We start from the raw sequence: 26,781 nt of genomic DNA, 5'->3' as shown, positions 1-26,781 counted from the left end.
GGTTTTGGCAGGATTATAAATATCGCAGGGATAAGTGGATCAGAACCTTCTGAAAGCCTTTTCGTGCCTGGAGTGATAAATGCTGCAATAGATAATTTCACCAAATCACTCGCAAATATATGTGGATCCCATGGGGTTACCGTTAATTGTATTAATCCTGGTTTTATTCGGTCGTCTAGATTCGATGATTATATGTCGCACGTATATTCAGAGAGGCAGCTGCGTGCTACTGAGGAATTGATTGAATTAATTCCACTAAAAAGATTGGGAACGCCTAATGATGTTGCATCTATTGCGTGCTTTATAGCGTCTACTCGAGCTTCGTATGTTAATGGTGCTTCTATCCCTGTGGACGGTGGATTTAGGAGGGGAATATAGCATGATGAAGGATGATGCATTCGAGTCGATTCTCTCGTTTAAGAATCAAGTTGTATTAATTACCGGAGGGGCTTCGGGAATAGGACGTGCTGCTGTTGAAATGTATGCAAAATCTGGTGCTAGTGTGGTTTTTGCCGATGTGAATGTTAAGCGCGCGATTGAAGTGGTGGAATCCGCACAAGAATTGATGTTGGATGTCCATTTTATTGAGGCGGATGTTTCGAGTGCAGTTGGATGCGAGGAGCTTGTCAACTTCGCGCATACAAAATATGGAAAAATCGACATTCTCTATAATAATGCAGGGATTGAGATTGCTGTGCCAATGTTTCGAATGACTGAAAATGATTACGATAAAATTTTTAATGTTAATGTTAAAAGCGTGTTTTTATGTTGTAAGGCAGTATTGCCTCATATGATGAATAGACGGCATGGTGTCATAATCAATACAGCATCAGTGGCTGCTGATCGAGCATGGCCGAACGATGTCGTGTATAGCGCTACAAAGGCTGCCATAAAGCTCATGACTCAGGGGATGGCCGTTGAATATGCGTCTTTTGGGATTCGCGTCAATTCTGTTGCACCCGGAGTTGTGGATACACCGATGACAGATTTTGCTTTAAAAGATCACCCTTGCCTCGAAATTGCTAAGCGAGAAAAAGGCTTGGTGCACCCCTTGGGCAGATTGGTTAGGCCAGAAGAAGTTGTGCGTGCGGCAATGTATCTAAGTTCTCCAGATTCCGCTTTCGTATCTGGTGTAATGTTGCCTATTGATGGGGCTCTTCTTGCTGGTTGAAATGTAGAAGTTATTTTGTTCCCGTCTGGGTTCTAAAAAACCTGCTTTAGGTATATTCGTATATGTGCGGAATAATTGGAGGTGTGGCGGAACGTAACCTTCAGGAAATTCTATTGGAAGGTCTTCGACACCTTGAATATCGAGGCTATGACTCGGCGGGTATGGCGGTAGTCAATGAAAGTGGTGAAATTCAGCGGCTCAGGTGTATTGGAAAAGTTTCTGCGCTGAGTAAAGTGCTAGCTGATACTCCTCTAGCCGGAAAGATTGGTATTGCGCACACGCGCTGGGCCACACATGGTTCGCCAACGGAAAACAACGCACATCCCCATCTTTCAAGTGATCGATTGGCGATCGTGCATAATGGCATAATCGAAAATCATGCTGTTTTACGTGAGCAATTGATCTGTAATGGGTACACTTTTTATACTGAAACCGATACTGAAGTGGCAGCCCACCGCATCGCGTATTATCTGGCGCAGGGTAGAGACCTGCTTCGTGCAGTGCAGGCAACTGTTGCCGAACTTGAAGGGGCATACGCATTGGCGGTGATTGACCGCAATGATACTGGCCGCGTTGTCGCATGTCGAAATGGTCCGCCACTAGTGATAGGGCATGGTATTGGTGAGAATTACATTGCTTCGGATAGGCAGGCGTTACAATCGGTAACGGCACGCTTTTCTCATCTAGAAAATGGGGAGGTTGTCGATCTTCGACGAAAAGGCTTTGATATTTATGATAGTAATGGACTGCTTGTTAATAGAAATATAGAAATGTCAGATTGGAGTGTTCAACAAATGATGAATGGGGAAAGCAAATCTGAATGAGCTATAATAATCTACGTTAGGGCTGTCCTAGCCAATCGGAAAGGATAATATGTGTTCTAATTTGTTGTATTTTATGGACTTGGCTTAGTTTTTCAACTATTTCAAGAATGCGTTGTGTGTCTTCCGCTTCTACATAAACAATCAAGTCTAGGTCGCCAGCAACCGAGTAGCATTTCTTAACCTCGGGAAATTGTAAAATATAAGGCGTCGCTTCCTCACATCTGCATTCATTTAGAGAAATATTTAAGATACATTTTGTGTTGACGGATTCTTCTCCTCCGAGCAGCAATCTATACCCTGCTATTACTCCGGTACTCTCTAGTCTCCTGATTCTGGCATCAACCGCCGTTCTCGAAAGGTTAACGCTTCTGGCAATTCGTGCTATAGGTTCCCTCGCATTTGAAGTGAGGATCTTTAAAATATTTTCATCGAACTGATCCAGTTTTCTCGTCATGGCTGCTGTTCATTCAATGGCATCCGAATACTGATGAAGCAAGCATTTTTTTGAGCTAATAATGCTTGCTGTCTTGCCTGACGCATTGCTATATCGTTCAACTGTCGGGGCATATGGCGTACTGTTGAGTGGCGCAGAGATGCTAGTGATTACTTCTAATCTATGATTTTTGTCAAAAAAGTTCATATTAAGATGCGTTTAGTCTGTATGATGCCTTAGCCTGATTGCAATACCTCCGGCGTGTCCCTGATGCGGCATATGCGAACGCCGCCTTGCAACCCCATCCAGTGCGGCTTGCGCGCGGTTGGGATCGGCGTCGCGGGGATCCAGACGAGTGCTCAGGGAGGCTGCAGATCCACCGCCTGAAAATCCGTCCGTAGCGCCTTTCGAGGCGACGCCCGTACCGACCGTTCGGCCGCCACTGCCTTCGATAGCGTTGCCCAGACCTGCCGACTGTCCATTCTCGGCCGTCCCGCCGAACGCCCGTACGCGGTTGGCGAGTCCGCCACCTGCGTGCCTTCGCCCATGCCCTGAACCGCTTTGGCGCCGAGCGCACTGGCGATGTCCTGGCCGCGGCGGGAGCCGATGCCGTGGAAAGCGTCGCGCGCAGCGCCGCCCAGCGCCGAGCCGGCGCCGGCCGCGGCAAGCCCGAATCCGCCCGTGCGCGCCAGCGTTCCGAGGCTGCCGCCGAACTTGGCGGCGCCGATCGTCGCGTTGGCCGTCTTCAAGGCCGTCGCGGCGCCCGCGGCACTACCGGCGATCCCGCCGCCGACGATACCGGCGACAGCGCCGCCCAATGCGCCGACGCTCATCGACGGCGATCCGTTCATGAGGCTGCCGGCAAGGCTCGGCACCATCCAGGCAAGGCCTGCAACGATGATCGAGCCGGCTCCCATCTGCAGGTACTGCAGCGGGCTGAACGAGGAGGACGAGGTGGCATCGATGGCTACCGTGAGCTGCTGACCGATATGCGTGGCCAGACCGACGATGAGGTACAGGATGAACAGTTTGACGCCGACCGAGACGGCATAGCCGATGTACTTCTCGGCGAAGGGCAGGGTCCAGCGGCTGCCTCCGAAGCCGAGCATCAGCGCACCGCCGCCGATGACGATGTAGCTCTCGACGGTGGTGATGAGCAGCTGCAGCGCGATGATGCCGAATGCGACGATCGCAAGCAGCGCGGCGATCAGGACGGTGATGTCGGCGCTGACGGCGCTGGCGATCTGCGTCATGCCGTAGCTCTGGTTGCCGAGCACGGTATACATCGCACTGGCGATGTTGAAACCCTGAGCGAACACCGCGGACGGGTTCAGGCTCGTCACGCCGTAGCTGCCGGACGCGCCGACCGCCTGACCGGTCTGCGTGAAGCTGTCGATGAGCGCCGGAATCCACGTCGGCGCCTCGACCAGCAGGGTCAGAAAGAAGCCGATGCTCATGATCTTGAGCATCGCGCCGGTGACGAGATCGTGGATCTCGCCGCCGCGCAGCGCGCGCGTGATGCCCCACCACACGAACTCGATGACGGCCAGACCCAGGAACAGGTGCTTGGCGTAGACCAGCGCCTGGCTCATCCAGCCGGACGTCGCGCTCTGGAACTGGTTCTGGATGTCGTTCAGGAACCCGGAGCCGGCCGCATGCGCGGCCGGAGCCAGGAGGGCTAGCGCCAACAGTGCGATCGGCAGCGGCGGTTTCGGTCTGCGCATGAGCTAGAACAGATCTTTGGTGTGCTTGGAGTTCTCGATGAAGCGCTTGTTCTGGGCGGCCGCCACGCTCATGCAGGATGCGCCCTGCTGAACCTTCAGGCTCTGGCTTGCGCACCACGCGCCCTCGGCCTTCATTTGCTGCGGATGCTTCAGATACCAGTTGGCAGTGTGTCCGCCGTAGGGTCCTTCGGCTTTTGCCGCAGGTTTGCCGGAACAGCCGGCCAGGGCGAGGGTCAGCAGCAATACGGGGAATGCCGGATGGCGATAGTTCATGTCGATGCTCCTGGTTAGAACAGATCCGGCGTCGTAGCCGAGTTCTTGATGAACTGCTCGACCTGGTTTTGCTCCTGGGCCTGCGTGTTCATCTGCGTCGCCTGGTACTGCATCTGCACGGACTGCGCCGTGGCGAGTTGCTGGCGCAGCAGCTGCAGCTGGTTCACCGTCATGCCGGCGATCTGGTTGCCGGCCTGGATCGCCTGCATGCGCCCGGTCGAAGTCTGGCTCAGGGATTCGATCTGATGCAGCGCCTGCTGGCGCGTCTGGAAGTCGGACAGGCTCAGGCCGATCGCCTTCAGCGCGCTGCCGACCTGGCTGTTGAAGCTGGTGCGCCACTGTCCGATCGACTGCGATTGGCTGGAGGCGAGCTGGCCGGGATCGCCGTAGGTCTGCTGCATCTGCGCCAGCGCGTTCTGCGAGGCGTAGGAGATGCCGTCGGCAGCCTGCACGACGTCGACCAGCTGCTGCAGGTTGTTCTGCACGGAGGCCCAGGTCTGCGTAGGCAGCTGCTCCATGTTGACGACCTGGTTTTCGAGCTGCTGGAGCTGCGTGGCCACCTCGGTCGCCTGCTTGGCGTACTGCTCGGTGGCGGTGATCTCCTGCACGACCTGTTCGGGCCAGGTCGAGCCGGCGAACTCGGACACCGCATGGGCGGACGGCGCCAGGCAGAGAACGATGGCGGCGACCGGGAAGACGAGACGAAGGATCTTCATGATGTCCATTCTCCTCAGGGCGCGTTGAAGCCGGCCTGCGCCAGAGCCTGATCGAACTGCGCCGTGGCCTGCTGAATGGCGGCGTTTGCGGCCTGGATGCCGGGCAGTAGCTGCTGCAGGCGGCCGCGAATGATGCCGGTGTTGTAGGCGAGGCCGGCTACCAGCGACTGCCGGGCGCTGAAGTACCGGCCGGCCTCGGTCACGCCGCCGTCTTTGCCGTAGGTCTGCAGCACGCAGACGTAGCCGTTGGCGACGCAGTCGGGAACCGGGTATTCGAGCGACCAGTTCGGGCCTTGGGCGAACCGTGTCAGGAGCCCCTGGGTCTGGGTGCTGTCGAGCTGCATGGCATGCTGGGCCGCGTCTGCGGCCTGAGGATGGAGGCCGTAGTCGGATGCCGTCATGGCGCCGATCGGGCAGTGCGGCGCGTAGGAATTGCCCGCGTTCGTGTAGCCTGCGATCCGGTATTGCTCGGAGGAGGGCGCGTACACGGTACCCATGCCCAGATCCGCCCGATTGACCGGCAGCGTCTGGATGTTCGTTGGATTCGACAGCGTGCCGGCGACGTCGCCCATTTCGTTGCCGACGATGTTGTTGGCCTTCGAGATCAGCGCGACGACCGCCTGCAGGTCGGCGACCGAATGGGTCTTGACCAGAGAGAACGCGCTCGCCGAATCCGCCTGCCAGGCTTCCACCTCGGCCTGCAGTGCATACGCGAGCGCCATCACATTGCCGCCCAGCGCCAGCGTGCTGGTCACGTTGGGTGAAATTTGAGCCTTCCAGCGCGGGTTCGGACACTGGTATTGGCAGTCGCCGTCGCATTGGCCTTTCCCGGCAGGCACGTAGTCCACCACGGGGCCGGGGCCCGTATTGCCTGCTTCGTCCGCCAGCAGCTGCCGGGTAGCCGCCATCATGTCCAGGGACTTGGCCAGGGCTGCGGCGATCGACGAGACCTGCTGCGCTTCGGCGTTCATGAGCTGATAGGCCTGGGCGGGCGTAAGGTTGCTCTGCTGCGCATCGGCCTGCGCGGCCTGCACCTTGGACTGGATGTCGCTAAGACTCCATTGAGCGGCTTGCGCGGTACCACCGAGTGCTGCGACAACTAGGATCATCGCAAGAACTGTGTGATGACGTATCACCGAGACGCCTCCCGAAAATGTGTACGGAAATAATCTGCAGGGGAGGAAACGGAAGGCCGTTGCCAACCGTTTTCCTTGTACGGGCAAACTCGGCTATGCAGTCTTGGTTCTTTAAAACATCTTCGCACAACCGAATGTGCTGTCCACGATGCTTTTATCTAGCGTTAAACGGTCATTGCTTTTTACAGCTAGTCGGATCCTGACTTACGAATGCTTGGATGCATGGCTGGGTTTCAAAAGCGCTACCGCGATGGCCGCGGCAATCGTGATCGCCGCGAGGACATGTAAAAGCGTCCTGAATGCCTCCATGTACGCGATCATGAGAGTTGTCGGACTTGTCCGCGGCAGCAGGTCTAGTGCTTTGGCCATATCGCCGACGGCCAGTGCCGGGGCGGCTGTCGCGACATGCGGCATGCCGCCCGATGCTCCGGCCAAATGATGCTGAATTAGAGTTGCAAGCACGGCACCGACGATCGCGATACCGAGCCCCTCGCCGGCGACACGCGTCGTGCTGAAAATACCGGTCGCCATGCCGGCGCGTTCTGTCGGTACAACGCTTATGGATAGTCCGTCCATCAAGCCCCAGGGCAAGCCAGTCCCCAAGCCGATGAGGAACATCGACGCAACGACCGCCCGCAGGTCATGCTGCGAGACAACATTGCTTAAAAGCATCAATCCGGCAGCGGCAATCAATAAACCGACGGAACACAGTAAAGCGGCGGGCAGCCATCGGCTGAGCAATGTCGCAAGGCTTGGCACGACGAGTAATGGGGCGGACAGCGCGACCATCATCAGCCCTGCTTTGATTTCGCCATAACCGTCTATGCCGATGAACTGCATCGGTAGCAGTACGAGGAGCACGACAAAGCAATAGCACGTCGCAATCGGCAGGATTTGCACACCGACGAAGCGTGGATACCTGAACAGCGACAGGTCGAGCATCGGCCGGTCGGTACGCAATTCGAGTGCGATGAAGAAAGCCAGAAGAACGGCTGCCCCGGCCATCAGTCCAATCACTGCTGGGTTGCTCCAGCCGCTTTGCGGGGCCTGCATGATCGCCCAAGTGAGCAGTGCAAGCATGCCGGTGAAGGTGATGCCGCCCATCCAATCGAGACCCGTAGCATTGGGATCGCGCGATTCGCGCATGCGGGGAATGCCGGTTACCAGTGCGACGGTACCGATGAACGCGCTCGATAGGAAGATCGCTCGCCAACCATAATGATTGGCGAGCATCCCCGCCACGACAGGGCCGAACGCGAGCCCGACGCCGAAAGTCGTCCCCAGCAAACTAAAGGCGTGAGCGCGTTCTTTGCCTTCGAACTCCTGTGCAAGCGCGGCGGCTCCGCCAGCCATCGCCGCGGCGGCACCAACGCCTTGAACGGCGCGCAGGACGTCCAGCCAGACAAGATCGGAGATCGCACATAAGCCGAAAGAGACGAGTACGAACAATGCGACACCGAACGTGAACACGCGTTTGCGTCCATATGTGTCTGCCAACATGCCGGCTGTCATCAGTAGGCTGCCGAAGCTCAACATGAACGCATTGGTGATCCAGCCCAGCGCGGCGGGACTGCCTCCGATGTCGCGAGCGATCGCCGAAGTTGCGACGGCTCCGCCGGTAAAACTTAGCGGCAATACCAATGCGGCCAGGTACACTGCACCGGCCACGAAGTAACTGCCGCCTCTTGTCGTCTCGTTAGTTGTAGGGGAAAAACCTACATCGGTTTCATCGTGGCGATTCTTTGTCGTGTCCGTACGGACATTCATGAACGTCTCCCATTTAAGCCGCTATGTAGGTGGCGTCAGTGACGCCTGTTCGCGGTTATGGAAGATAAAATGCCCCTAATCGGCGATAAATGACCTTTAAGCTGAATCTGAACGGATAATTTGTCTTTAATGAGGTGGCAGTATGGATAGTCTCAGTGGGTTGCTGGCGTTTGTGCGGGCGGCAGAGACGCTTAGTTTCGTCGCTGCAGGTGAACGTCTCGAGTTGTCGTCCTCTGCCGTGGGAAAGAGCGTTGCGCGTCTGGAGAAAAGGCTCGGCGTACGCTTGTTTAGTCGCAGCACGCGGCGCATCAGTCTTACCGAGGAAGGGGCCCTCTTCTATGAGCGCTGCCGACGGATTGTCGATGAATTGGAGGAGGCGGAGACTGAACTCGCGCGGTTGACGGATGCGCCAAAAGGGAAGTTGCGCGTCAGTCTCCCGGCTGTCGGGCATCGGTTTCTTTTTCCAGTTCTGCGCGAATTCATGCGGCGCTACCCGGACGTCGAATTGGATTTGGATTTCAACGACCGGCTAGTCGACATTATCGGGGAAGGTGTAGACGCGGTGATCCGGAGTGGCGATCTGACCGATTCACGGTTAAAGGCGAGACCGCTTGGATCGTTCCGTTTCGTACTGGTTGCGTCACCAGACTATTTCAGTGCCCACCGGTCACCTCGCGTTCCCGAGGAACTGCAGCAGCATGCGTGTCTGCGCTACAAGTTTCCGACCAGCGGCTTGCTTCAGCCATGGGTTTTTGACGCTGAGTTGAGAGGCGAATCCTTGAAGATCCCGACCACCTTGACCCTCAATAGTGTGGAAGCGCTCATTGCGGCTGCAATCGATGGTTTGGGCATCGCCTATCTGCCGGATTTCGCCGTCCGCGAGCCCTTAGTGCACGGCCAACTAGTATCGGTACTCGATGAGTTTCTGACCGATGGCGGCAAGTTTTACGTGTTGTGGCCGTGCAGCCGCCACTTACTGCCCAAGCTGCGTGTATTCATCGATTTTCTGGCTGATAAAGCGGTATTGGCGCCCTAGGGTTCATCGAACGCTCCCGTCACTCAGTCTGAGGAGTGGCAACGCCGTTGCGATTTCCAGTAGCGCGAGCACGAAAGCTTTACAGTGCGGCCGTTGGACCTCCGTCTGCAACCTAAAAAGCGGACGGAGGTTTTTATACCTCGCGGTGGTGTTAGGGGCAGAATAGATCACGTTCTGCCCTTGTCACCGGCTCTCTACGATGTTGGTCACTTGCTCTTCGTCTACGTCATTTCGATCACGATTTTTCCGAAAGCGCCGCGGTCGAGGTGGTCTAGAGCGTCCGGCAGTTCATCGAAAGCGTAGCGTTTGTCGATGACTGGCCTGAGATCGGCTCGGTCGGCCGCCGCGACGAGATCCTCTAGCGCTCGCCGATGGCCGACGCCGATACCCTGGATGGTGAGATTCTTCAGCATCAACGGGCCGGCGGGTACGTCAATGTCGAAGCCTTCGAACACGCCGATCTGATAGATCTTCCCGCCCACGGCGGCAGCTTGGGCGGCTTTACCGAGGTGTGGGCCGCCGACGATTTCGAGAATATGGTGCACGCCGTTATCCTGGGTGATTTGCAGAACGGCTTCCACCCAGTCTTTCTCGGTGCGGTCGATGCCATGGTCCGCACCCAGGGCTTTCACGCGTTCGAGCTTGTCCGCGCTGCCGGATACGACGATCACCTCCGCGCCGTGCGCCTTGGCGATCTGGATGCCGAAGAGGGCGACGCCTCCGGTACCTTCGACGAGGACCGTTTCGCCGGCATGCAGCCGGCCTCGTTCCACCAGCGCGAACCACGCGGTCAATCCGGCGCACGGCAGCGTGCTCGACTCGGCGTCGTCCAACCGCTGCGGAGCAGCGACGAACCAGTCCTCAGGAAAGGCGACGTACTCAGCAAGCACGCCGGGTTCGGCGCCGCCGAGCGTTCGGTAAGGGGGTATCCGCGCCGTGCCGGACGGCGTGCCTTCGATCCAGTCCGGGGCGAAGGTCGAGATCACGCGATCGCCGATCTTGAAGCGGTTAGCTCCCTCGCCGAGCGTGACCACTGAACCCGCCAGATCCGAGCCGGGCGTGAAAGGAAAATCCAGGTTGAGGCCCATACCGCTGTCGACCACTAGCTTGTCGCGGTAATTGAGCGCGACGGCGGCCACTTTCACGAGCACCTCGCCCGCCCGCGGAACGGGCAGTGCCGCGTCGCGCAGCTGCAATCGGTTGCGGCCCAGTCCATCCATTTCCCAACGTTTCATCGTCGTCATCGCCAAACTCCTTCGCTCGATGTGATTGTCGCGATAGAGCATATCGTTGAATTTGTGGGAACAGTGGTGATAGTTTTTCCTTTAATTGGCGTCCAATTGGAAACAATCGCATGGCCGAACTTTTGACCGGTATCGAGGTTTTCGTGGCAGCGGTCGAATCTGGCAGTTTTTCGGCCGCCGCCGAACGGCTGCATCTCTCCCGATCGGCCGTCGCCAAGGCCATCGCACGGATCGAAGCCAGATTGGACGTGCGCCTTTTCCACCGCACGACCCGCAGTCAGAGCCTGACCGAGGACGGACAGATTTACTACGAGCGCTGTGTGCGGGCACTGGACGAGTTGCGGGCCGGGCAAGCAATGCTGGACAGCGGCCGTCAGGAGGTGTCGGGGCGTTTGCGCGTCACTGCGCCGGTTCTGTTCGGGAGGCGCTGCGTGGCGCCGGTATTGGCGCGGTTCGCAGCCCAGCACCCGAAGCTGGAGCTCGATCTTTCCTTCAGCGACCGTCTCGTCGATCTCGTCGAGGACGGTTTCGATCTGGCGCTGCGCAACGGCCCCCTGTACGACGGAGTAGGCTTGATAACACGCACGGTCAGTCTGCAGCGGATGACTGTCTGCGCGGCGCCGGCTTATCTTGCTGAACACGGACGACCGCAAACACCGGATGATCTACTCTTCCACCGTGCCGTCACCTATGGGCGAGCAGGCCGAATTGATCGTTGGGAGTTTCCTGACAGTGCGGGCGCCGCGATGACGATAACGCCGCCCAGCAGGCTTCGCTTCGATGATCTGGAGGCGATTGCCGATGCGGCAGCGGCCGGTCATGGGCTCGCGTGGCTGCCGTGCTGGCTGATCCGCGATTACGCGGAGGCCGGCACGCTCATCCCTGTATTGGAAGACGTGCCTCGCCGCGTTTTTAAAACCCATGCGCTATGGGTACGGACGCCGCATCTTCCCCTGCGCGTGCGGATGGCGATCGATGCGCTTGCGGCAGAACTCCCGGGCAGCGCAGAACTCTAGGCCTTTATGCAGAATATCGGTCATTTCGTATCGGATCGTTCTGTAGTGCTGCCTCCGTGTTCAATCTCTGGCGAGACGATATGCGACTAGGCTTCCCCCAAAGACGGCGATCATTGCGAGGACCGATGCAAACAGCGTCGCTCCGGTCGAAAGTCCCGCCTGATCGATGACATACCCAGTGGCGACGGGCATCAGGCCGGCGGGAATATAGCCACCGATATTGAGAATGGCATTAGCCTCTGCACGGTGAGAGCCGGGCACATGCAAACCGATCAGCGTGATCCCGCCGAGCTGACCAAGTCCTTGGCCGCAGCCAGCCAGAAGCGCGGCAACGCTGAGCGCAGCGGCGTCGGACGACATGACCGCAAGTGCGATCCCCGCCATGGACAGCACCGTCGCGAACGCTCCGGTCAGAAAGATGACCCGGATGGAAAAGCGGCGAGCGGCGAACTGAATGCATGTTGCGGCTAGGAACATGGCACTGGCCATGGCACCGGCGATGAGTGGGCTCGTGACGTCCAATAAGCGTGAGAGCACCTCGGGACCGAGCGACAGCACGAAAGAGACTGCGGTGATGCCAGGCCCGAATACGGCTATGCCATAGACCAGATGCCAATGATTGGCGCGCGGCACGTTCGGCAAGTGCAGGCGCCATGTTTCATCCGAGCGGGTTTTCCTGTGCTTTAACGGCAGGAGGCCGGCAACGAATGTGGCGCTCAGCAGGATTGCCAGGTTGATGGCAAAAATCGGCACGACCGGTTCTCGCAGCGACATGGCCAACCCACCGGCCAGCAATGGCCCCAGACCGGCTCCAGCCACCATCGATACCGATGCGATGAGCGATGCCTGCCTCTGGCGCTCGGGACCTCCCAGGTCGACGACCGAGGCCATGCCGGCCGACACGACCACCCCAATCGATACCCCTGAGAGGAAACGCGCGATGAGCAGCGTTTCGACCGTATGTGCGGTAGCAAACAGCAGGCAGGCAACGATCGCTGATATGAGACCCGGCAACAACACGGGCTTACGGCCAAAGCGGTCGGAGAACTGTCCCGCGATCGGCAGCGTCAGCAAGAGTCCGAGGATGTAGGTCGCGAAAATCTCTGTGAGCATTTAGGAAGAGAAGCCGATCGTCGTCTGCCAGCGCACATAGAGCGGTGTTGGTGCGTTGGAAAGAATGAAGACGGCGGTAACGATCCAGGCAGCGGCCCACATTCGCCAAGGCGGATTGGGCGCGATATGGGAGGTTGAATGATCTGCGATGGCTGTATGGGAGGGAGGCATGAACAATCTCCATTGATAAGTTCGAATGGAGTCGTACCATAGCGCAGTACGAAATAATTCGTACTAACTTTATTCGACAATACTCGTACTGGCGTGGTATAGAAATACGCATGAAAAAATCAGCCCTCAGCATTGAATCGACTTCGCCCGAGAATCTCCCCTCGCCGCTACCCGAACCAGGGATAGAAGAGTTGCAGTTGGAAACGATCATGGGGGCGCTTGCCGATCCGCTGCGTCTGAGCATTGTCCAGAAGCTGCTTCTCGAATCGGAAAGTTATGACCATGCCTGTAGCTGGTTCGGCATTGATCGACCGAAATCGTCGCTAACGCATCATTTCAAGGCACTGCGCGAAGCAGGTTTGATACGTCAGCGGCAATATGGTCTTGAACGACGCAGCCGGGTACGGACCGAAGACCTCGATGCCCGTTTTCCTGGTTTGCTTGATCTTGTGAAGGCATGGCGGCCGGTGAAGGAGAGCGGCTGAGGCTGAGTTCCTCACCAAAACATGTTTCGATCCATCGACCACCGAATAACGAACAGGTGAGATCCCATGTCTTTCAGCACTTTTATGGTTTTCTTGCTGACCACGGCAATCGTGGTGCTGTCTCCCGGCGCGACGGCGATAGCCATTGCCTCACAAGGCGCAGCCAACGGCGGCCGTCGCGCGTTCGCCGGTGTCGTCGGCATCGCGTCGGCCAATGCGGTGTATTTCATGCTTTCCGCAACCGGCATCGCATCTTTGCTGATTGCGTCGAACTTCCTGTTTTCGGTAATCAAATGGGCCGGCGTCGCTTATCTGGTCTGGCTTGGCCTCAACGCGCTGTTCAGTTCTGCCGGCGCGATCCGGGTGCAGGGCAAGCGCAGGTCCTCCAGTCTGCATAAGCTGTTCGCGCACGGTTTCGTCGTCGAGGCCGCTAATCCCAAGGCCCTGATGTACTTCGCGGCAATCCTTCCGCAGTTCCTCGATCCGTCGTTGCCGATCCTGCCGCAGGTTCTCATCATGAGCGCAACGACCTTTCTGATCGATCTCACGGCATACAGCGTTTATGCGGGACTGGGTGCCCGCATGATGCGCGGAGGCCTGAAACCGTGGGTCGTCGGCCTCATCAACAAGACCGCAGGAACCGCGCTGCTCTATCTCGCGTACCGCATGGCAAGCATCACGGCGCGGGTTGCGCCCCGCTGAGCGCCTCTACGGCTCCGCATACCGACAAGAGAACCCGGAGATTCGGATGTACAAGCTCTACAGCAACCGGTATTCGGGGCATTCCTACAAGGTGGCGATGCTACTTGAACTGTCGGCTGCCCCGTATCGTCTTGTCGAAGTCGATCTTTCGGTACCCGGGCCGGAGCGCAGCGCCGATTTCCGTGCGGTCAGTCCGTTTCTAGAGGTGCCGGTACTTGTCGACGGTGACGTACATCTGTGCCAGTCGAACAACATCCTTCAGTATCTCGCATCGCGACTCGCCCCTTTCTCGGAAACGTCTGCGGACGAGGTCCTGCGTATAGGTGAGTGGTTGTTCTGGGAAAGCAACAGAATCGGGTTTTCCATCGCCAATCTGCGCCTCTACCGGCGGTTCATCAAAGACTTCCCGCCGGATCTGGAACACTTCATCTACAGTCGTGCCGTGGATGATCTGACTGTTCTCGACAAGGTGTTGTCGTCGAGCGCGTTCCTCGTCGGTAACCGCCTCACGATTGCCGATCTTTCCTGCAGCGGCTACCTCTTCTGGCTCCACGAAGCGGGGTTGAATGTCGAGCAATGGCCTAACGTGCAGGCGTGGCTTGGGCGCATAGCAGCGCAGCCTCGCTGGAAGTCCCCGGAGGAACTATTCGCGCCAGTGCCATGACTGAAGATTGATGCCGCCATCTGGAGGCGCTGGCGTTTCCAGATGGGTCTGCGTGCTCCGCAGAAGTCGGTGATCGTTTGAACCGATTGAGCTATGATTTTGGATTGAAATCATTGGCTTGAGCGGTGGTCGCCACGGCCACTCAGTCGCAGCTCTACTGCGACTAGTTTCGCCTTCGTCAAACAATCAGGACGATAACTGGGAATTATGATTACCGATACAGCTCATCTATGGACACAGCTGCGACAGCTCACTTATCGCGTACGGAATATCGCTGACGACATCACCGTTGTGTTTGTCGCAAATAGACAGCACGGTCTTTCAGACGCTTCCTCTGACCGTTCGACAGAATATCTAACGGATTATGAGACGAATCAGATTTTGACTGGACTGCGTGAAAGTGGCTTCAGAACATTGTATTTCGAAGGAGAAAATGAGTTTATTTCATTCGTTCTCGCACAGGACGGGAAGATATCTAACTCAAAATGGAACATTGTCTACAACACAGCGCAGTCCGGCACTGACCCAGGCAGAAAATCAATGGTGCCAGCATTTTGCGCATTACATCAGATCCCGACTTGCAATTCAGACTCCTATGCTGTTTCACTTGCGCGTCATAAATTACACGTGCACGCAATTCTTCGGCGATTCAACATACCGACCCCGGATACATGGGCATTTGGAGCCGAAACAGGATGGCTCCGAGGAGAACAGCCTCCGAATGATCTTCTCTTGATCGCCAAAGCTGGACACGAATCGGCCAGTATAGGGCTGGACGAAGCCTCCATTGGAATCATGTCTTTAGATTTCGAATCAGTCCTTCGACAGAAGTCTATTGATCTACAGCAGCAAATCGTGGTTCAGAAATTCATTTCTGGACGGGAGTTCGAACTACCCGTCATCAATATGATGAACACTCACAGACCTCTAGACCCAATATCCATCACTTTTAATGGTGACGCCGAACTTGGCGAAAGAGTCTTACTCTACGATCTGGTTGCAAAAGACCGTTTCGGTTTTACGGCTTGTTCGTCAGAAAATGAGTCGGAAGCCAACCGCATGCGTGATGCAGCCGCGAACGTGTGTGAAGTACTTGGCCTTAAAGGCTTCGCCCGCGTCGATTTCCGGATGGACGATAACTTGAATGTGTGGGTGACCGATGTTTCCACTAGTCCGCACATCGTCATGCATAGCTCGTTTTGGCATCTTTTTGAAGGGATAGGTTGGTCTCATAGCGAAATGCTAGCTTGCATGATTGCAGTCAATGCCGTTGATCTTGGCTGGTTACGATAACTATCCTTCTGACCATACCTGAATATCCGACATAAGGAGACCACGCCCTATCGACCACCAAGCATCCTGATTGCTATTGGGAGCACGCTTTAAGGTGGGAAACGCATCGAATTCAATAGCAGTATTCAAAGAGGTATCCTCAACCGCTTGGAGCATCAGCGAAAGTCTGCGGGCATGGGCATTGCGGAACCATTTTGGAATCGCTTCGAGATATGGCTGGGATGTCTCAAGAAGCCGCCGTGCGTTCGCCCGTTCTCCACTTACTGCAAGAGCCACAGCAAGATTTGAGCCTGCATATAACGCATAGTATGGATCGAGATCTTCACTGCCCACGTGATTCCATACTACCTCCAGAAGATCACGCGCAGCCTCGGTGCGTTCTGCGAGAAGCATTAGTGCTGCCTGATTGATTGCCACCAAGGACCGATCGAGGCGCCAACTCTTGCTGTCTTCCGAAAGCAGCTGTCCCAACGCGTCACAAGCGGTATCCGCGGTTTCGATATTAGCGCGGTAGGCTGCAATAACGTAGTTATTTAAGGCCTTGTAGGGTTCGGTCGTACGAAATCCTCGCTGATGCAGAAAATCAATCCAGCTAAGAGAGTTAGATGACGTCGTGGCCGCATCAGAAAACTGCCCAAGCGTGTATTGAGCCGCAGAAAGGTTGACTAAGCTTGCAGTGTATTCAAAGGCATGGCGCGGTGTGTCCGACCCATCTTCAGGAGCAAACCAATCCGCGGCGCGCTGGATGTGTTTTGTTGCGATTTCGGTCGTGAAAAATTGATCTGCCTTTCGATTCAACGCCTCCACACGAGAGCGTGCGGTAGGGTCTCCTGGAGAGCGGCGGGAAAGGTCTTCAGCCAACCTCGTGTACATTCGAGTTGCCTGCTCCATGTCTCCGCTAGCAGCCCATGCCGCAATAAGAATTGACATCAACCTCTGCCAGATCTCCAATTCATCCCGCCATGCCAGCCAGTGTTCAAGCAGACTTGCCGCCGCAGCGTACGCGTCCATCGTTCTGCGCTTGATCTGATTGAGAGCTATCAGGGCAACAATTTCGCCTTGTACAAGGCTAAACTCCCCCGTGTAGTGTGGCATCAATAACTCAAGTGCTTGTTGGTGTTGTCCAGCATCCATCAAACGATATGCTGTGCTTGCATCCTCAAGGATATTGCTGAGCGTATCTACCTCTGGTAGCGGGCGAGCGAGTACGCGCTCTCCCCGAGCGGCCTGCATCGAAACCACGAAAGCAAGCTCACTAGCCAACTTGGCATTCCCCGAGAGCCGTGCATGCTTCAGTCGCGCGGCATAGTCCCCTGGCCGTAACAACTTAATACAGCTGGTCAGCTTTTCATGGGTCTCATGTAAATCAAGCGCACCTAGATTTTCTGCTGCAGACCGCACGGCTTCATGTGCAAATCGTATCTCGGTTCCAACTGATCGGAATAATTGTTCCCGCAGTGCAACCTCCAGTGCCATGGGAAAGTTCTGGTCGTCCTTGTACGCGCAACGCACTTCAGCTTCAGAGAAGGCCGATCCAACGCATGCGGCAAGGCACAGTAGCTGACGGACGCATTCTGAGTGTTCATTCCCTGCCAAGCGCTTTGATAATAATCCGGACATCAGGGCTGCAGCATCTGATTGCGCTAAGGTTCCTTCTAGAGGGCCATCGCCAAGAGTTATCGCGATTTGCTTTGTGATTTCAAGATGGCCATGAACGATACTGTAAACGGCGTCTAGCACACCTTCATCAACTGGCGACTGAAGCCCGAATGCCTTGAGAACAAGAGGAAAATTAGCGCGAGATATACGAGATACTTTTACCGAGTGGGGTGGCCGCAGCTTTTTTAGCATGTCGGCATCGAGAGTAATTCTGGCTTCTGAGTTTTCGATGAATAAAATCGATACGTTCTTCACGAAAGGGTAAGCAGCCTCAATTTCCGGCACATCAAAGTTTACAATCAACCGTGCTGTATCGGCATCGAGCCAACCCACATCATCTACAACAATTACCAAACGTTGGTCTTTGGCTATCCCCTGAAGTCCTTGAAGGAGATCTTGCTGCTCTGCAGTAAGAAACTCGGGCTGAACGTTACTCTGAGCGGCAACAGCTATCTTTGCGAGCTCCGCAGCTGTTGCCCCGACAATTGGCACCGCTCTCAGAGGTGCCGTCACGCTAGCCTTGATCGCCTCACGCACGGCCTTGGGCCGGCGTGTGCCTGCGAGAGCCCGGTATAAAGCCAAGAATTTGGTGCCACTGTGTCCTGCGTCACCTGTCATGCACACTACTGGCTGCGATTTCTCAAAGCTGGCGACCACCATGCTGGCGATAGTCGTTTTACCAGACCCAGAGGGTCCCTGTAGCCAGACACGCGACTTCGGAACGGCGAGTCTGGCAACGAGATCGGTGACGACATCGGATTGCCTGAGCAGTTCTGGTAACTGAACCATAATTCCCAGTTATCGTCCCAATGCAACCCTCCTAACCTGCGCGCGCATCACTGCTTGTCTGAGGTTCCTGTCGTTTACGTGGGTATAGATTTCAGTTGTGGAGATGCTTTGATGACCAAGAAGAACTTGGACAAAGCGGATGTCCACGCCGGCCTCTAATAAGTGGGTCGCTGCGGTATGACGAAACATGTGTGGTGTGATACGGCGGGTTATCCCCGCTTGCACGCTAAGGCGATGAAGTGCTTTCCGGATACGTGACGTACCTATGGGATTGCCTTCGGACGAGACTAGGAGGTGGTTGGTCGTTGGGCAGCGGTCAGTTCGCGCATTAAGGTAATACTTTAGAAGATGGCGAATCTCTTTTTCGGTGAGGAAAACTCTGCGCTGGCGACTACCCTTGCCGACGATGTTAATGACGCCTTGCTCAAGGTCTAGATCGGGTAGGGTTATGCCTACCAGTTCGCCGACGCGTATGCCAGTGCTATAAAGCAATTCGATTGACAACAAGAGGGTCAGTTGGTTGAAATCGAAGTGGCAGAATGCGCTATTCTGCTTGTAGTGTATTGATATTCCGGTGTTTTTGGCGGCCGTTCTCAGTAATAGCCGTATCTCCTCAGCGCTCATTGTTTTTGGCAGAATGACAGGTTGCTTTATGCGGAATTGCAGTTGGTTAAATGGATTGTTGTTGATGCTTTCTTCTTCGTAGAGCCAGCGAAACATGGATTTCAAACACGCGATTCGACGTTTTATGCTGGTTTCTTTGAGTTTTCTATCATCAAACAAGTGAGCAACGAATTGTCGAAAGATGTTCTTGTCGCATTCGGTCAGATCGATGTTGCCGACGAACGTGCTGAACTGCTCTAGGTCGGTGCTGTAGGCGCGCAATGTATGTGAGGAGAGGTTGCGGCCGTGGCGGCAATGAGTAATAAACTGATCGATAGCGTTGTAGAGTTGCATGTTCTTAAGCCTATGCCGTAGACGGAAGGTCGAGATTCTCTGCGGGCGGCGCGCAGTTTAAAAGTTATGGAGCTCTCTGGGATTGGATCGCGCGCAATTGGGATCCTTGTTCATGAGCATTGCGATTGAGTGTGTATGGATGCTTTTGGCCGAACGCCTGCGTCAGGGCATGCTTGAGCGCCACCCACCAGTTCAGGGATGATCGTCCGAGAGATTACTGGGTCGTTGACACCGTGCGTCCTATCTGGATGACGAGACGTTCCGGCAGTTTTAGGGGATGCTGAGAAACTTCGAGGCTGGGGCATCCAGGGAACCGGTGGACTCCGGAAGGTATGATTCGCCAGCAGTCACCGCGGCAAAGGTACGCGGGGCAGTATCATGAAACGCAATATCTTTGATGAACTGGTGGAAGGTTTCGATGCCCTGGCACAAGAGCGCGAGGGCCGGTTGACTCTGCGTTCGCACACCGTCCAGGTGAAGGACCTCCCGGCCGTGACTTCCGAAGAACTCATCAGCCTTCGGGAGCGCCTGGACATGTCGCGTCCGGTCTTCGCCATGTATCTGCGCATCAATCCGCGGACGCTGGAAAGCTGGGAACAGGGGCGCGCCAAACCGAACGCCCAGGCGACGACGCTGATCCGTCTGATCGAAAAGCATCCGGAGACGATGGGACACTTGGCCGCGCTCAACTGACCGGTCGCAGTTCGCCCCCTCAATACGCTTCCCACGCCTCCGCTTCCTTCTCCAGCCCACGCTGCCTGAGCCAGGCTGCCGGCCAGGCGTCGCCAAGTTCTCCGCGCAGCTCGCGGATGCGCGCCACGTTCTCCTTTCCGGAAGCCCCCACGAACGCCAGTTCGCCCGGCGACAGTCCAAGCTCGAACAGCCGCCGGCCCTCGGGATGAAGCATGTAGTAGTCGCGCTTGGGCGTCATGTGGGCGACGATGCCGACCTGGCGCGCATTGAGACCCATGCGCTCGTAGAACGGCCGGCTGTTGTCGGTTTCCGCCTCGACGTTGGCGAGCAGGATCTTGGTCGGGCAGGACTCGAAGATGACGTCGGCGATGCCGGAGCCGATCAGGTCGGTCAAGTTCTGCGTGGCGAAGACCACCGCGACGTTGGCGTCGCGCAGCACCTTGAGCCATTCGCGGATCTTCGCGCGAAACGCCGGATGGTCCAGCATCACCCAGGCCTCGTCGAGCACCAGCAGCGTGGGCTCGTCCCTGAACCGCTGTTCGATGCGATGGAATAGGTAGCTCAGCACTGGCAGCAGGATCTTCTCGCCGCGGTCCATCAGGTGGCCCATCTCGAAGACCTGGAAGATGTCGTCGGCTAAACCGTCGCTCTGCGCGTCCAGCATGTGGCCGGCAGGCCCCTTGACCGTGTAGTAGCCGATGGCTTCGCGAAGCTCGTGGGACTGAAGCGTGGTCGCCAGATCGGTCAGCGTGCGCTCGGAGGCCTGCGTGGTGGACCCGGCGAGCTGCACCACGGCGCGGTGGATTTCTGCGCGCAGCGCCGGCGTCATCGCCAGGCCCTGCAGCTCGGCCAGCGATTCGATCCATTCGGAGGCCCAGGCCTGTTCCGGTGTTCTATCGATACGGCCCAGCGGGCAGAACGCCAGCTCCGGCCCTTCGCCGGCGATGTCGTAGTGCTGCCCGCCGGCGGCCAGCACCAGGGGCATCAGCGAATACTTCTTGTCGAAGGCGAACACCTGCGCGCGCGGGTAGCGGAAGTGCTGGGCGATCAGTGTGGCGAGCAGCGTGGATTTGCCCATGCCGGTAGGTCCCGCGATGAGGGTGTGGCCTACGTCGCCCGCATGCAGGCTGAGCCTGAACGGCGTCGAGCCGTCCGTGTGCGCGTAGAGCAGCGGCGGGCTCTCCGGCGGATAGAACGGACAGGGATGCTTCTCGGGACCGGCCCAGATGCCGGTGAACGGCAGCAGGTGGGCGAGGTTCAGCGTATGGATCAGCGGGCGGCGCACGTTGGCCGCCGTATTGCCGGGCAGCGAGCCCAGCCAGGCCTCCAGCGCGTTGACCTCCTCGATGCGGCAGCCGAAGCCGTGGTTCTGGACGACGGTCTGCACCTCGCGCGCGACGTCGTCCAGCAGTCCCGCGTCCTCGTGGGCGAGCAGCACGACGGGGCTGTAGTAGCCGTAGCGCACCGCGCCGCTGGTCGCCTCGGCGAGCGCGGCGACCGCATCGTTGGTCTGGCTGTCGGCATGCAGGTCGATGTGCGTGGCCTGGCCGCCGGCTTCCTCGCGCGCCGTGTTGAGCAGGCTCTTGCGCTTCTGCGACCACTGCCCGCGGTATTTGTTGATGATCTTCTCGGCCTGGCGCGGGTCGAGGAAAATGAAGCGGTTGGACCAGCGGTAGGGCACCGGCAGGCGGGCCAGCACGTCGAGGATGCCGGGGAAGGAGTGGCTGGGAAATCCCTCGATGGACAGCGCCGCCACGTGGCGGCGGCCGATGCGCGGCTGAAAACCGGTGGCCAGGTCGTGCGCGCCTAGCAGCGCATCGAGATAGAGCGGCATCGCCGGCGTGCGCAGCCCCCGGTCCTCGAAGCTGACGCACCGCTCCAGGTGCGCGAGCAGCGGGCTGTCGACCATCCCGCGTTCGTCCACGCTGTCGCGCAGGCGGCGGATGCGCAGGAAGGATTTCAGGCGTCCCTCGATCTCGCGCAGGCTCTGCTTGAACGAGACCAGCGCCCGCGCGGCGCCGCCTTCCTCACCGCCCTCGACGAACAGGCCGCCGGCTTTGGCCTCGCGATCGGTCGGCGGGAACCAGGTCAGGGCCAGGATGTTGCGGTTGACGTAGCCGGTGCCCGCGCGCAGGTGGTGCTCGCGCCGCAGATCGTCGATCAGGCGCGTGGTGCGGTCGGGAAACGCCCCTGGCGGTGCGTAGTCCTGGACCGGTGAACGCACCGCGTCGCAGTGCAGCACCCAGCCGTCGCCGAGCGCCAGCGCCGAGTTGATGCGCGCGGCCATGGCGCCGAGTTCGGCGTGCGTCGCCGAATCGAGATCCGGACCGGCGTATTCCCAGGCGGCCAGATAGCCGCCTGCCTTGGTCAGCACGATGCCGTCGTCCACGGACATCGCCCACGGCAGCAGATCGGGCAGACCGACAGTTTTGGAGCGGAACTGTGTGAGGTTCAGCATCATTTCACCTCGCGGTGGCGTGCGAAGGGCGTGGCCCTCGCCGGGTAGTAGGCGCGCTGGCGCAGGTGCCGCGCTCCCGTCCTGCTCAGCATCGGGTCGTATTTAGCCGCGGCGGTCAGCGCCCAGTAGCCCACGATCCAGACCAACACGCCCACGGCAGCCGCCCAAAGCTGGTGCAGGCTGAAGACGAACACGCCCACGACGACGAAGAGCATGAGCATCAGTTCGCGCTCTCCGCCGAGCAGCAGGCGCGGCCGGTTGAGGGATTCGTGGAGCACGACGGCATAGCGATCGGAGTCCATGAGCGCGCCCTCAGATGACGGCGCCGGTCAGGCCCAGCGCGCTGAGGAAGTTGTAGCCACCAATCATGAACGAAACGGCCAGGACCACGTACAGCGCCTTGCGGGCCACGCCGCCCAGGTCTTCGCCCCAGATCAGCGTCGCGCCGGCGGCGAAGAATGCCGCGACGGATACGCCCGTCGCCACCGGACCGGTCAGGTCGTTGGTGAAGATCTTGATCGGACCGTCCCAGGGCAGGCTGCCCGAGGTCGAGGCGAAAGCCTCGCTGCAGGTGAAGATGAAGAATCCGATGGCGATGCTTAACCTTGCGATCTGGCGGCGGAGGAGGGGGAGCTTCATGGTCGGTGCCTTTCGGTAGTGGATGGCACCGCCAATCGGCGTAGAAGGAAATACGTCTGTTTTAACTGCGGTGGGAAGAGATGAGAGTGTGATCTGTGGTTTACAGTTTTGCTGCCGAGGCACATACTCGTTCCATGAAAACCCTGTTGACCACAGAGGCGTTCGACCACTGGTTTTCACGGCTACGCGATCGGCAGGGCAAGGCGCGCATCCAGGCGCGGCTGAGGCGGGTCGAACAAGGCCACTTCGGTGATCCGAAATCGGTGGGGCCGGGCGTTTCCGAACTGCGCATCCACGCCGGGCCGGGATACCGAGTCTATTTCACCGAGCGCGGGCTCGAGGTCGTCATCCTGCTTGCCGGGGGCGACAAGGACTCGCAGGCGCAGGACATCAGGAAGGCGCTGGAGTTGGCGCGGGAAGTCTAGGAGATCGTTATGAGTTCGCTTGAGCTGAAGAAATGGGACGTGGTCGACCACCTCAAAACCGAGGAGGACATGCGTCTGTATCTGGACGCTTGCATCGAAGAAGATGCAGGCGACGGCGCCTTGATCCGTGCTGCGCTCTCCGACATCGCCCGTGCGCGCAACATGACGCAGCTCGCCAAGGATGCCGGCATGAGCCGGGAAGGGCTCTACAAAGCGCTTTCCCCGGAGGGCAATCCGAGCTTTGCCACGGTGCTGAAGGTCGCGCGGGCCTTAGGGCTGGATCTGCGCTTCGCGACCATACCATCCGAGGCGAAAAAGCCCGGGAAACGCCTGCTGGAGGCTGCACGTCGTCTCGACACCGAGGGGTTGTAGGCGGACATCAGCTTGTTGATCGACCTTCTGCCGGGGCAGGGGCGTCGTCTCGGTCTTTATCAGCGGGTCTATCAGGCATGATAGACGCTTTTTCCGGCTTCTGCGGTTTCATGTGAACTTCCCAAGCAACCGATGTTAGGTGTCAGTCATCGCCTGGAGACATCGGCATGCTCCAAGACCCTGCAGGCGGACGGGACGCGTCTGTAGTTCCACCATCCTGTGCGCCCGATCGTCATCCTCAGCGCGACTTTTTCATCGCCGACCTCGTCGAGGTGGCGCCGCGTGACGATATGCCCAGCATGGAACACCCGCTGTTCGCCCTGAGGGCAGGAGACAGGCGTGTTCGCACCTATGAAAGGAACGGGATGCGGGTCATGGTCAAGCCCGGCTTCGACGGCTGCGCGACCATTCACGACAAGGACGTCTGGATCTACGCCGTCAGTCAGACGGTGGCGGCCATGAACCTCGGCCGCGTCGTCTCGCGGACCGTCCGGTTTACGGCCTACGACTTTCTCGTGGCGACGAACCGCGACACGAGCGGCCAGGCGTACGAACGCATGGCCGCCGCGCTGGGGCGGCTGAGCGGCACGCGGATCGAGACCAACATCGAGACAGGCGGCAAGCGCGAGCGCGGATATTTCGGGCTGATCGATTCGGCCAGAGTCATCGAGCGCGATGCCGACCAGCGTATGGTCGCGGTAGAAGTCACGCTGCCCGATTGGCTCCCTTGAGAAGAGACGTATCCGGACTGAGTCCATCCAGAACCGCGTAGAAGACGGGCCCATCCTCAAGTACCACTTTTGCATATGGCGTTTCCCAACTATCTGCGATGCGGAACCGAATTTTAAGTTTTGTTTCTCTGTTGACCACGTCGACCAGCCGATTCCCGTCTACCAACAGTTGCCGAAGCAGAGCGGAAGACCGAAGAATGCGATAGCTATCTGGGGCTTCGATTACATTGGTGATGTCGTCTAACGGTTGCGTAAAAATCTGAGTCGGATGCATGGGGGAGTTCTAACGCTGTGCATAAGCCGAGAGCAAAAGCGCCTCGCTTTTGCGAATCGGGCGACCGAAGGGAGCGAACTTGATGCGCTTGTTAGGCGACGGGTGCACGGCGCTGATCCTGTTCATGCTTTGCTAACCCTTTGCCGTTGGACACTGGGACAACCGCTGCTGTGCCTGCTCCTTAACGAAGGTGATTGCGTCTCGAATGACGAAGTAGAGATTGTGATGGTCGACCGCGAGCGAATTCGGGATCGTCACGCCATCGTTGAACACTAGGTACCTTAGCGGGATCGTGTTCGGTGGTGTCTCTTTGTGTCGCTCCTGATTGGACTGAACGTGCTTGAAGTGATGCGCGATCATGTCGACCATCAGGAACATGAGCGACTTCTTTCCCCACTCTTTCCTCAAATTGCCCGGATGCCGTTCAAAGCGATCGATCGAGTGATACACGGCCACGCACGCGAGGAAAGCGAGCCTAGTTGAGCTAGGATGCACGTGGTAGTCCATGAACGTTGGCTCGACAATATTAGTCATGTAGCCGTTGAAGGTTTCTAGCTCGCTCATTCCGATATCCTCGCATCAGGCGCAATCGTAGAAGTGGACCCGGTTAATCACGTAGTCTCTTGAGCCATTGCTGGAACATTTCTCAGTCGCCTAACGTTCGAGCTAACCGGGCCGCGCGTCGGCGTCATGCCGCGGTGGGTCCGGTTGAACGAAGAGGTAGGCCGCGCTGCTGTGGTGAATGCGCAGTTCACTGCCCAACAGGCGGCTGCCACAGTTCAAACTTGTTGCCTTCTGGATCCATAGCCCAGCCGAACTTTCCATATTCGGACTCTTCAACCCGGTCCTCGACTTGAACGCCCTCCTCACGTAGCGCCGCAAGAATGGCGTGAAGGTCCGAGACGCGGTAGTTGATCATGAACGGCGCCATGCTCGGCGCAAAGTGCTCCGTGTCGCCTGCGAAGAGGCTCCATGCGGTGGTTCCGACGCAGTCCGGGTTGTCTTCGTGTTTCCATCGAAACGCGGCACCGCCCCAAGCCTGCACGTCGATTCCGAGATGGGTCTTGTACCAGTCGCCAAGTGCCTTCGGATCCTTGGACTTGAAGAAGATGCCTCCGATACCTGTAACGCGCTTCATGATTTCTCCTGTGGGTAAGACGGGCGGGTGACGCAGGTTGCGCGGCCTAACGTTCGAATTAACGAGCGCCGCTAGGCGTCCCGTTGAATGAGGGGGTTAGGCCGTAGGTGGATCAGTGCGAGATGCGTGTGCACGCAGCTCTCAGTAGAACTCTTGAGTATGCGCGATGAAAGCCCCCAAGGGCGTGAAATGTGAAGTCGAATGAAACTCGACCGGAATTGAGATCACGTTTGGGAATATATGCTGAGCCGAAATACAAGCGTGTTGAGCTCTGGTGGCCTTCCGTAGCCGTGACGCTCATGAGCCACGACCTCGTGCGACCCAAGAAATCGCACAGCAGCAACTGATTTGGCTCGCGCTGTTCAACGCTCCACGCTGCAAAGCGACTCGCTTCACCTCTCGCAAGACTCTTTGCATCGCTGTCCGAGGATGGCCGACGTGCGAGAAGCGCCAAGACCTGACGCTCCACTTTGAATATCGCCGTCGTGTAAAACGCTTCGACGTACTCTGTGTGCGATACCAGTTTCGGAAGATCTACGAAGTGGCAATCGGTGTATGAGCCATCAAGCTTGTACTTTTCCAGCAGTGCTCCTTTTGGCAACTCACCAGGCTGTACTGAATTCATCACAGCTTCTCCCACTTTCTTGGCGTGCATGGGTGAGGCCCAACGAGCGAGATCGAGTTGAGCACCTTGACGCACGTAGTGCGGCGAGTGTGCTCGGACGAGTAGTTGGGGGAGAGAGAAGGCGGTCAGTCCATACGGACGTTAATCGAGTCTGCATCGCCAGACCTCGCAACAGAGGGGGCAGTTCTGAAAAATCTGAAGCGCTGATTCTGCGCGTGTGCATGAACTCGTTATGCACCGCGCTTAATTCGCG

Annotated in this window: 28 protein-coding genes; 12 read left to right on the top strand and 16 right to left on the bottom strand. The window is 57.6% G+C overall.

Annotated features, from left to right (window positions below; genetic code table 11):
* The first annotated feature begins 379 nt into the window (after positions 1-379).
* On the top strand, positions 380-1,171 hold the full coding sequence (locus tag P8014_RS14770; protein ID WP_337818098.1) for an SDR family oxidoreductase: 792 nt from the start codon (positions 380-382) through the stop codon (positions 1,169-1,171).
* An 83-nt stretch (positions 1,172-1,254) separates the two neighbouring features.
* Entirely contained in the window at positions 1,255-1,995 is a 741-nt protein-coding gene (locus P8014_RS14765; RefSeq protein WP_337818097.1) for a class II glutamine amidotransferase, read from the top strand.
* Positions 1,996-2,011: 16 nt separating this feature from the next.
* On the opposite strand, the gene P8014_RS14760 is transcribed toward P8014_RS14765, so the two are convergent.
* The 6 genes from P8014_RS14760 to P8014_RS14735 all read right to left on the bottom strand — a co-directional run bounded on the left by P8014_RS14760 (position 2,012) and on the right by P8014_RS14735 (position 8,044).
* A complete protein-coding gene (locus tag P8014_RS14760; protein ID WP_337818096.1) occupies positions 2,012-2,449 on the bottom strand; it encodes an Lrp/AsnC family transcriptional regulator in 438 nt (145 codons plus the stop codon).
* 338 nt (positions 2,450-2,787) lie between these two features.
* Entirely contained in the window at positions 2,788-4,152 is a 1,365-nt protein-coding gene (gene trbL / locus P8014_RS14755) for a P-type conjugative transfer protein TrbL (RefSeq protein ID WP_337818095.1), read from the bottom strand.
* Between the two features lie 3 nt (positions 4,153-4,155).
* The gene (locus P8014_RS14750) at positions 4,156-4,425 is read right to left on the bottom strand and encodes an EexN family lipoprotein (protein WP_337818094.1); all 270 of its coding nucleotides are present in this window, start codon (positions 4,423-4,425) and stop codon (positions 4,156-4,158) included.
* 14 nt (positions 4,426-4,439) lie between these two features.
* Complete coding sequence (gene trbJ, locus P8014_RS14745; RefSeq protein ID WP_337818093.1) at positions 4,440-5,141, bottom strand: P-type conjugative transfer protein TrbJ; 702 nt, start codon at positions 5,139-5,141, stop codon at positions 4,440-4,442.
* 14 nt (positions 5,142-5,155) lie between these two features.
* A complete protein-coding gene (locus P8014_RS14740; protein WP_337818092.1) occupies positions 5,156-6,250 on the bottom strand; it encodes a hypothetical protein in 1,095 nt (364 codons plus the stop codon).
* Between the two features lie 231 nt (positions 6,251-6,481).
* The gene (locus tag P8014_RS14735) at positions 6,482-8,044 is read right to left on the bottom strand and encodes an MFS transporter (RefSeq protein ID WP_337818091.1); all 1,563 of its coding nucleotides are present in this window, start codon (positions 8,042-8,044) and stop codon (positions 6,482-6,484) included.
* Between the two features lie 142 nt (positions 8,045-8,186).
* On the opposite strand from P8014_RS14735, the gene P8014_RS14730 reads away from it, so the two are divergent.
* Positions 8,187-9,080, top strand: a complete 894-nt coding sequence (locus P8014_RS14730; RefSeq protein ID WP_337818090.1) for a LysR family transcriptional regulator — start codon at positions 8,187-8,189, stop codon at positions 9,078-9,080.
* 221 nt (positions 9,081-9,301) lie between these two features.
* Here P8014_RS14730 and P8014_RS14725 read toward each other — a convergent pair whose 3' ends face one another.
* Complete coding sequence (locus P8014_RS14725; RefSeq protein ID WP_337818089.1) at positions 9,302-10,366, bottom strand: NAD(P)-dependent alcohol dehydrogenase; 1,065 nt, start codon at positions 10,364-10,366, stop codon at positions 9,302-9,304.
* Positions 10,367-10,434: 68 nt separating this feature from the next.
* On the opposite strand from P8014_RS14725, the gene P8014_RS14720 reads away from it, so the two are divergent.
* Positions 10,435-11,340: a LysR family transcriptional regulator gene (locus P8014_RS14720; RefSeq protein ID WP_337818088.1), complete on the top strand. Its 906-nt coding sequence runs from the start codon at positions 10,435-10,437 to the stop codon at positions 11,338-11,340.
* A gap of 60 nt (positions 11,341-11,400) precedes the next feature.
* On the opposite strand, the gene P8014_RS14715 is transcribed toward P8014_RS14720, so the two are convergent.
* A complete protein-coding gene (locus P8014_RS14715; RefSeq protein WP_337818087.1) occupies positions 11,401-12,453 on the bottom strand; it encodes an MFS transporter in 1,053 nt (350 codons plus the stop codon).
* Positions 12,454-12,734: 281 nt separating this feature from the next.
* On the opposite strand from P8014_RS14715, the gene P8014_RS14710 reads away from it, so the two are divergent.
* From P8014_RS14710 to P8014_RS14695, 4 genes are all read left to right on the top strand, one after another.
* Entirely contained in the window at positions 12,735-13,109 is a 375-nt protein-coding gene (locus P8014_RS14710) for a hypothetical protein (RefSeq protein ID WP_337818086.1), read from the top strand.
* Between the two features lie 66 nt (positions 13,110-13,175).
* Positions 13,176-13,811 (top strand): LysE family translocator, encoded by a 636-nt coding sequence (locus P8014_RS14705; protein WP_337818085.1) that lies wholly within the window; start codon positions 13,176-13,178, stop codon positions 13,809-13,811.
* 46 nt (positions 13,812-13,857) lie between these two features.
* A complete protein-coding gene (locus P8014_RS14700) occupies positions 13,858-14,475 on the top strand; it encodes a glutathione S-transferase family protein (protein WP_337818084.1) in 618 nt (205 codons plus the stop codon).
* A 207-nt stretch (positions 14,476-14,682) separates the two neighbouring features.
* Positions 14,683-15,768, top strand: coding sequence for a hypothetical protein (locus P8014_RS14695; RefSeq protein WP_337818083.1), 1,086 nt, complete (start codon positions 14,683-14,685; stop codon positions 15,766-15,768).
* Here P8014_RS14695 and P8014_RS14690 read toward each other — a convergent pair whose 3' ends face one another.
* Both P8014_RS14690 and P8014_RS14685 read right to left on the bottom strand, forming a co-directional pair.
* Positions 15,769-18,216: an AAA family ATPase gene (locus tag P8014_RS14690; RefSeq protein WP_337818082.1), complete on the bottom strand. Its 2,448-nt coding sequence runs from the start codon at positions 18,214-18,216 to the stop codon at positions 15,769-15,771.
* A gap of 9 nt (positions 18,217-18,225) precedes the next feature.
* Complete coding sequence (locus P8014_RS14685) at positions 18,226-19,173, bottom strand: tyrosine-type recombinase/integrase (protein WP_337818081.1); 948 nt, start codon at positions 19,171-19,173, stop codon at positions 18,226-18,228.
* Between the two features lie 378 nt (positions 19,174-19,551).
* Between P8014_RS14685 and P8014_RS14680 the strand changes: the two genes are divergently transcribed.
* Positions 19,552-19,866 carry a transcriptional regulator gene (locus P8014_RS14680; protein WP_337818080.1) on the top strand — a complete coding sequence of 105 codons (315 nt, stop codon included), beginning with the start codon at positions 19,552-19,554 and terminating at the stop codon, positions 19,864-19,866.
* Positions 19,867-19,885: 19 nt separating this feature from the next.
* Here P8014_RS14680 and P8014_RS14675 read toward each other — a convergent pair whose 3' ends face one another.
* The 3 genes from P8014_RS14675 to P8014_RS14665 are packed head-to-tail and all read right to left on the bottom strand — an operon-like array spanning position 19,886 to position 22,963.
* Positions 19,886-22,327: a conjugal transfer protein TrbE gene (locus P8014_RS14675; protein WP_337818079.1), complete on the bottom strand. Its 2,442-nt coding sequence runs from the start codon at positions 22,325-22,327 to the stop codon at positions 19,886-19,888.
* On the bottom strand, positions 22,324-22,626 hold the full coding sequence (trbD, locus tag P8014_RS14670; protein WP_337818078.1) for a conjugal transfer protein TrbD: 303 nt from the start codon (positions 22,624-22,626) through the stop codon (positions 22,324-22,326). Before trbD ends, P8014_RS14675 begins: the two co-directional genes overlap by 4 nt.
* A 10-nt stretch (positions 22,627-22,636) precedes the next feature.
* Positions 22,637-22,963 carry a TrbC/VirB2 family protein gene (locus P8014_RS14665; RefSeq protein ID WP_337818077.1) on the bottom strand — a complete coding sequence of 109 codons (327 nt, stop codon included), beginning with the start codon at positions 22,961-22,963 and terminating at the stop codon, positions 22,637-22,639.
* A 134-nt stretch (positions 22,964-23,097) separates the two neighbouring features.
* Here P8014_RS14665 and P8014_RS14660 point away from each other — a divergent pair, with 134 nt between their 5' ends.
* The 3 genes from P8014_RS14660 (at position 23,098) to P8014_RS14650 (ending at position 24,491) form a co-directional block, all read left to right on the top strand.
* Positions 23,098-23,388 carry a type II toxin-antitoxin system RelE/ParE family toxin gene (locus P8014_RS14660; protein ID WP_337818076.1) on the top strand — a complete coding sequence of 97 codons (291 nt, stop codon included), beginning with the start codon at positions 23,098-23,100 and terminating at the stop codon, positions 23,386-23,388.
* 9 nt (positions 23,389-23,397) lie between these two features.
* Entirely contained in the window at positions 23,398-23,760 is a 363-nt protein-coding gene (locus tag P8014_RS14655) for an addiction module antidote protein (RefSeq protein ID WP_337818075.1), read from the top strand.
* 167 nt (positions 23,761-23,927) lie between these two features.
* Entirely contained in the window at positions 23,928-24,491 is a 564-nt protein-coding gene (locus P8014_RS14650) for a replication initiator protein A (RefSeq protein ID WP_337818074.1), read from the top strand.
* Between the two features lie 406 nt (positions 24,492-24,897).
* On the opposite strand, the gene P8014_RS14645 is transcribed toward P8014_RS14650, so the two are convergent.
* From P8014_RS14645 to P8014_RS14635, 3 genes are all read right to left on the bottom strand, one after another.
* Positions 24,898-25,329 (bottom strand): hypothetical protein, encoded by a 432-nt coding sequence (locus tag P8014_RS14645; protein WP_337818073.1) that lies wholly within the window; start codon positions 25,327-25,329, stop codon positions 24,898-24,900.
* Between the two features lie 187 nt (positions 25,330-25,516).
* A complete protein-coding gene (locus P8014_RS14640) occupies positions 25,517-25,903 on the bottom strand; it encodes a VOC family protein (RefSeq protein WP_337818072.1) in 387 nt (128 codons plus the stop codon).
* Positions 25,904-26,015: 112 nt separating this feature from the next.
* Positions 26,016-26,528 (bottom strand): hypothetical protein, encoded by a 513-nt coding sequence (locus tag P8014_RS14635; protein ID WP_337818071.1) that lies wholly within the window; start codon positions 26,526-26,528, stop codon positions 26,016-26,018.
* Positions 26,529-26,781: the final 253 nt, after the last annotated feature.

Source organism: Acidihalobacter sp. (assembly GCF_037381185.1).
GTDB lineage: Bacteria > Pseudomonadota > Gammaproteobacteria > DSM-5130 > Acidihalobacteraceae > Acidihalobacter_A.
Note: the sequence above shows the minus strand (reverse complement) of the source record. Positions and strands in the feature narration are given on the sequence as shown.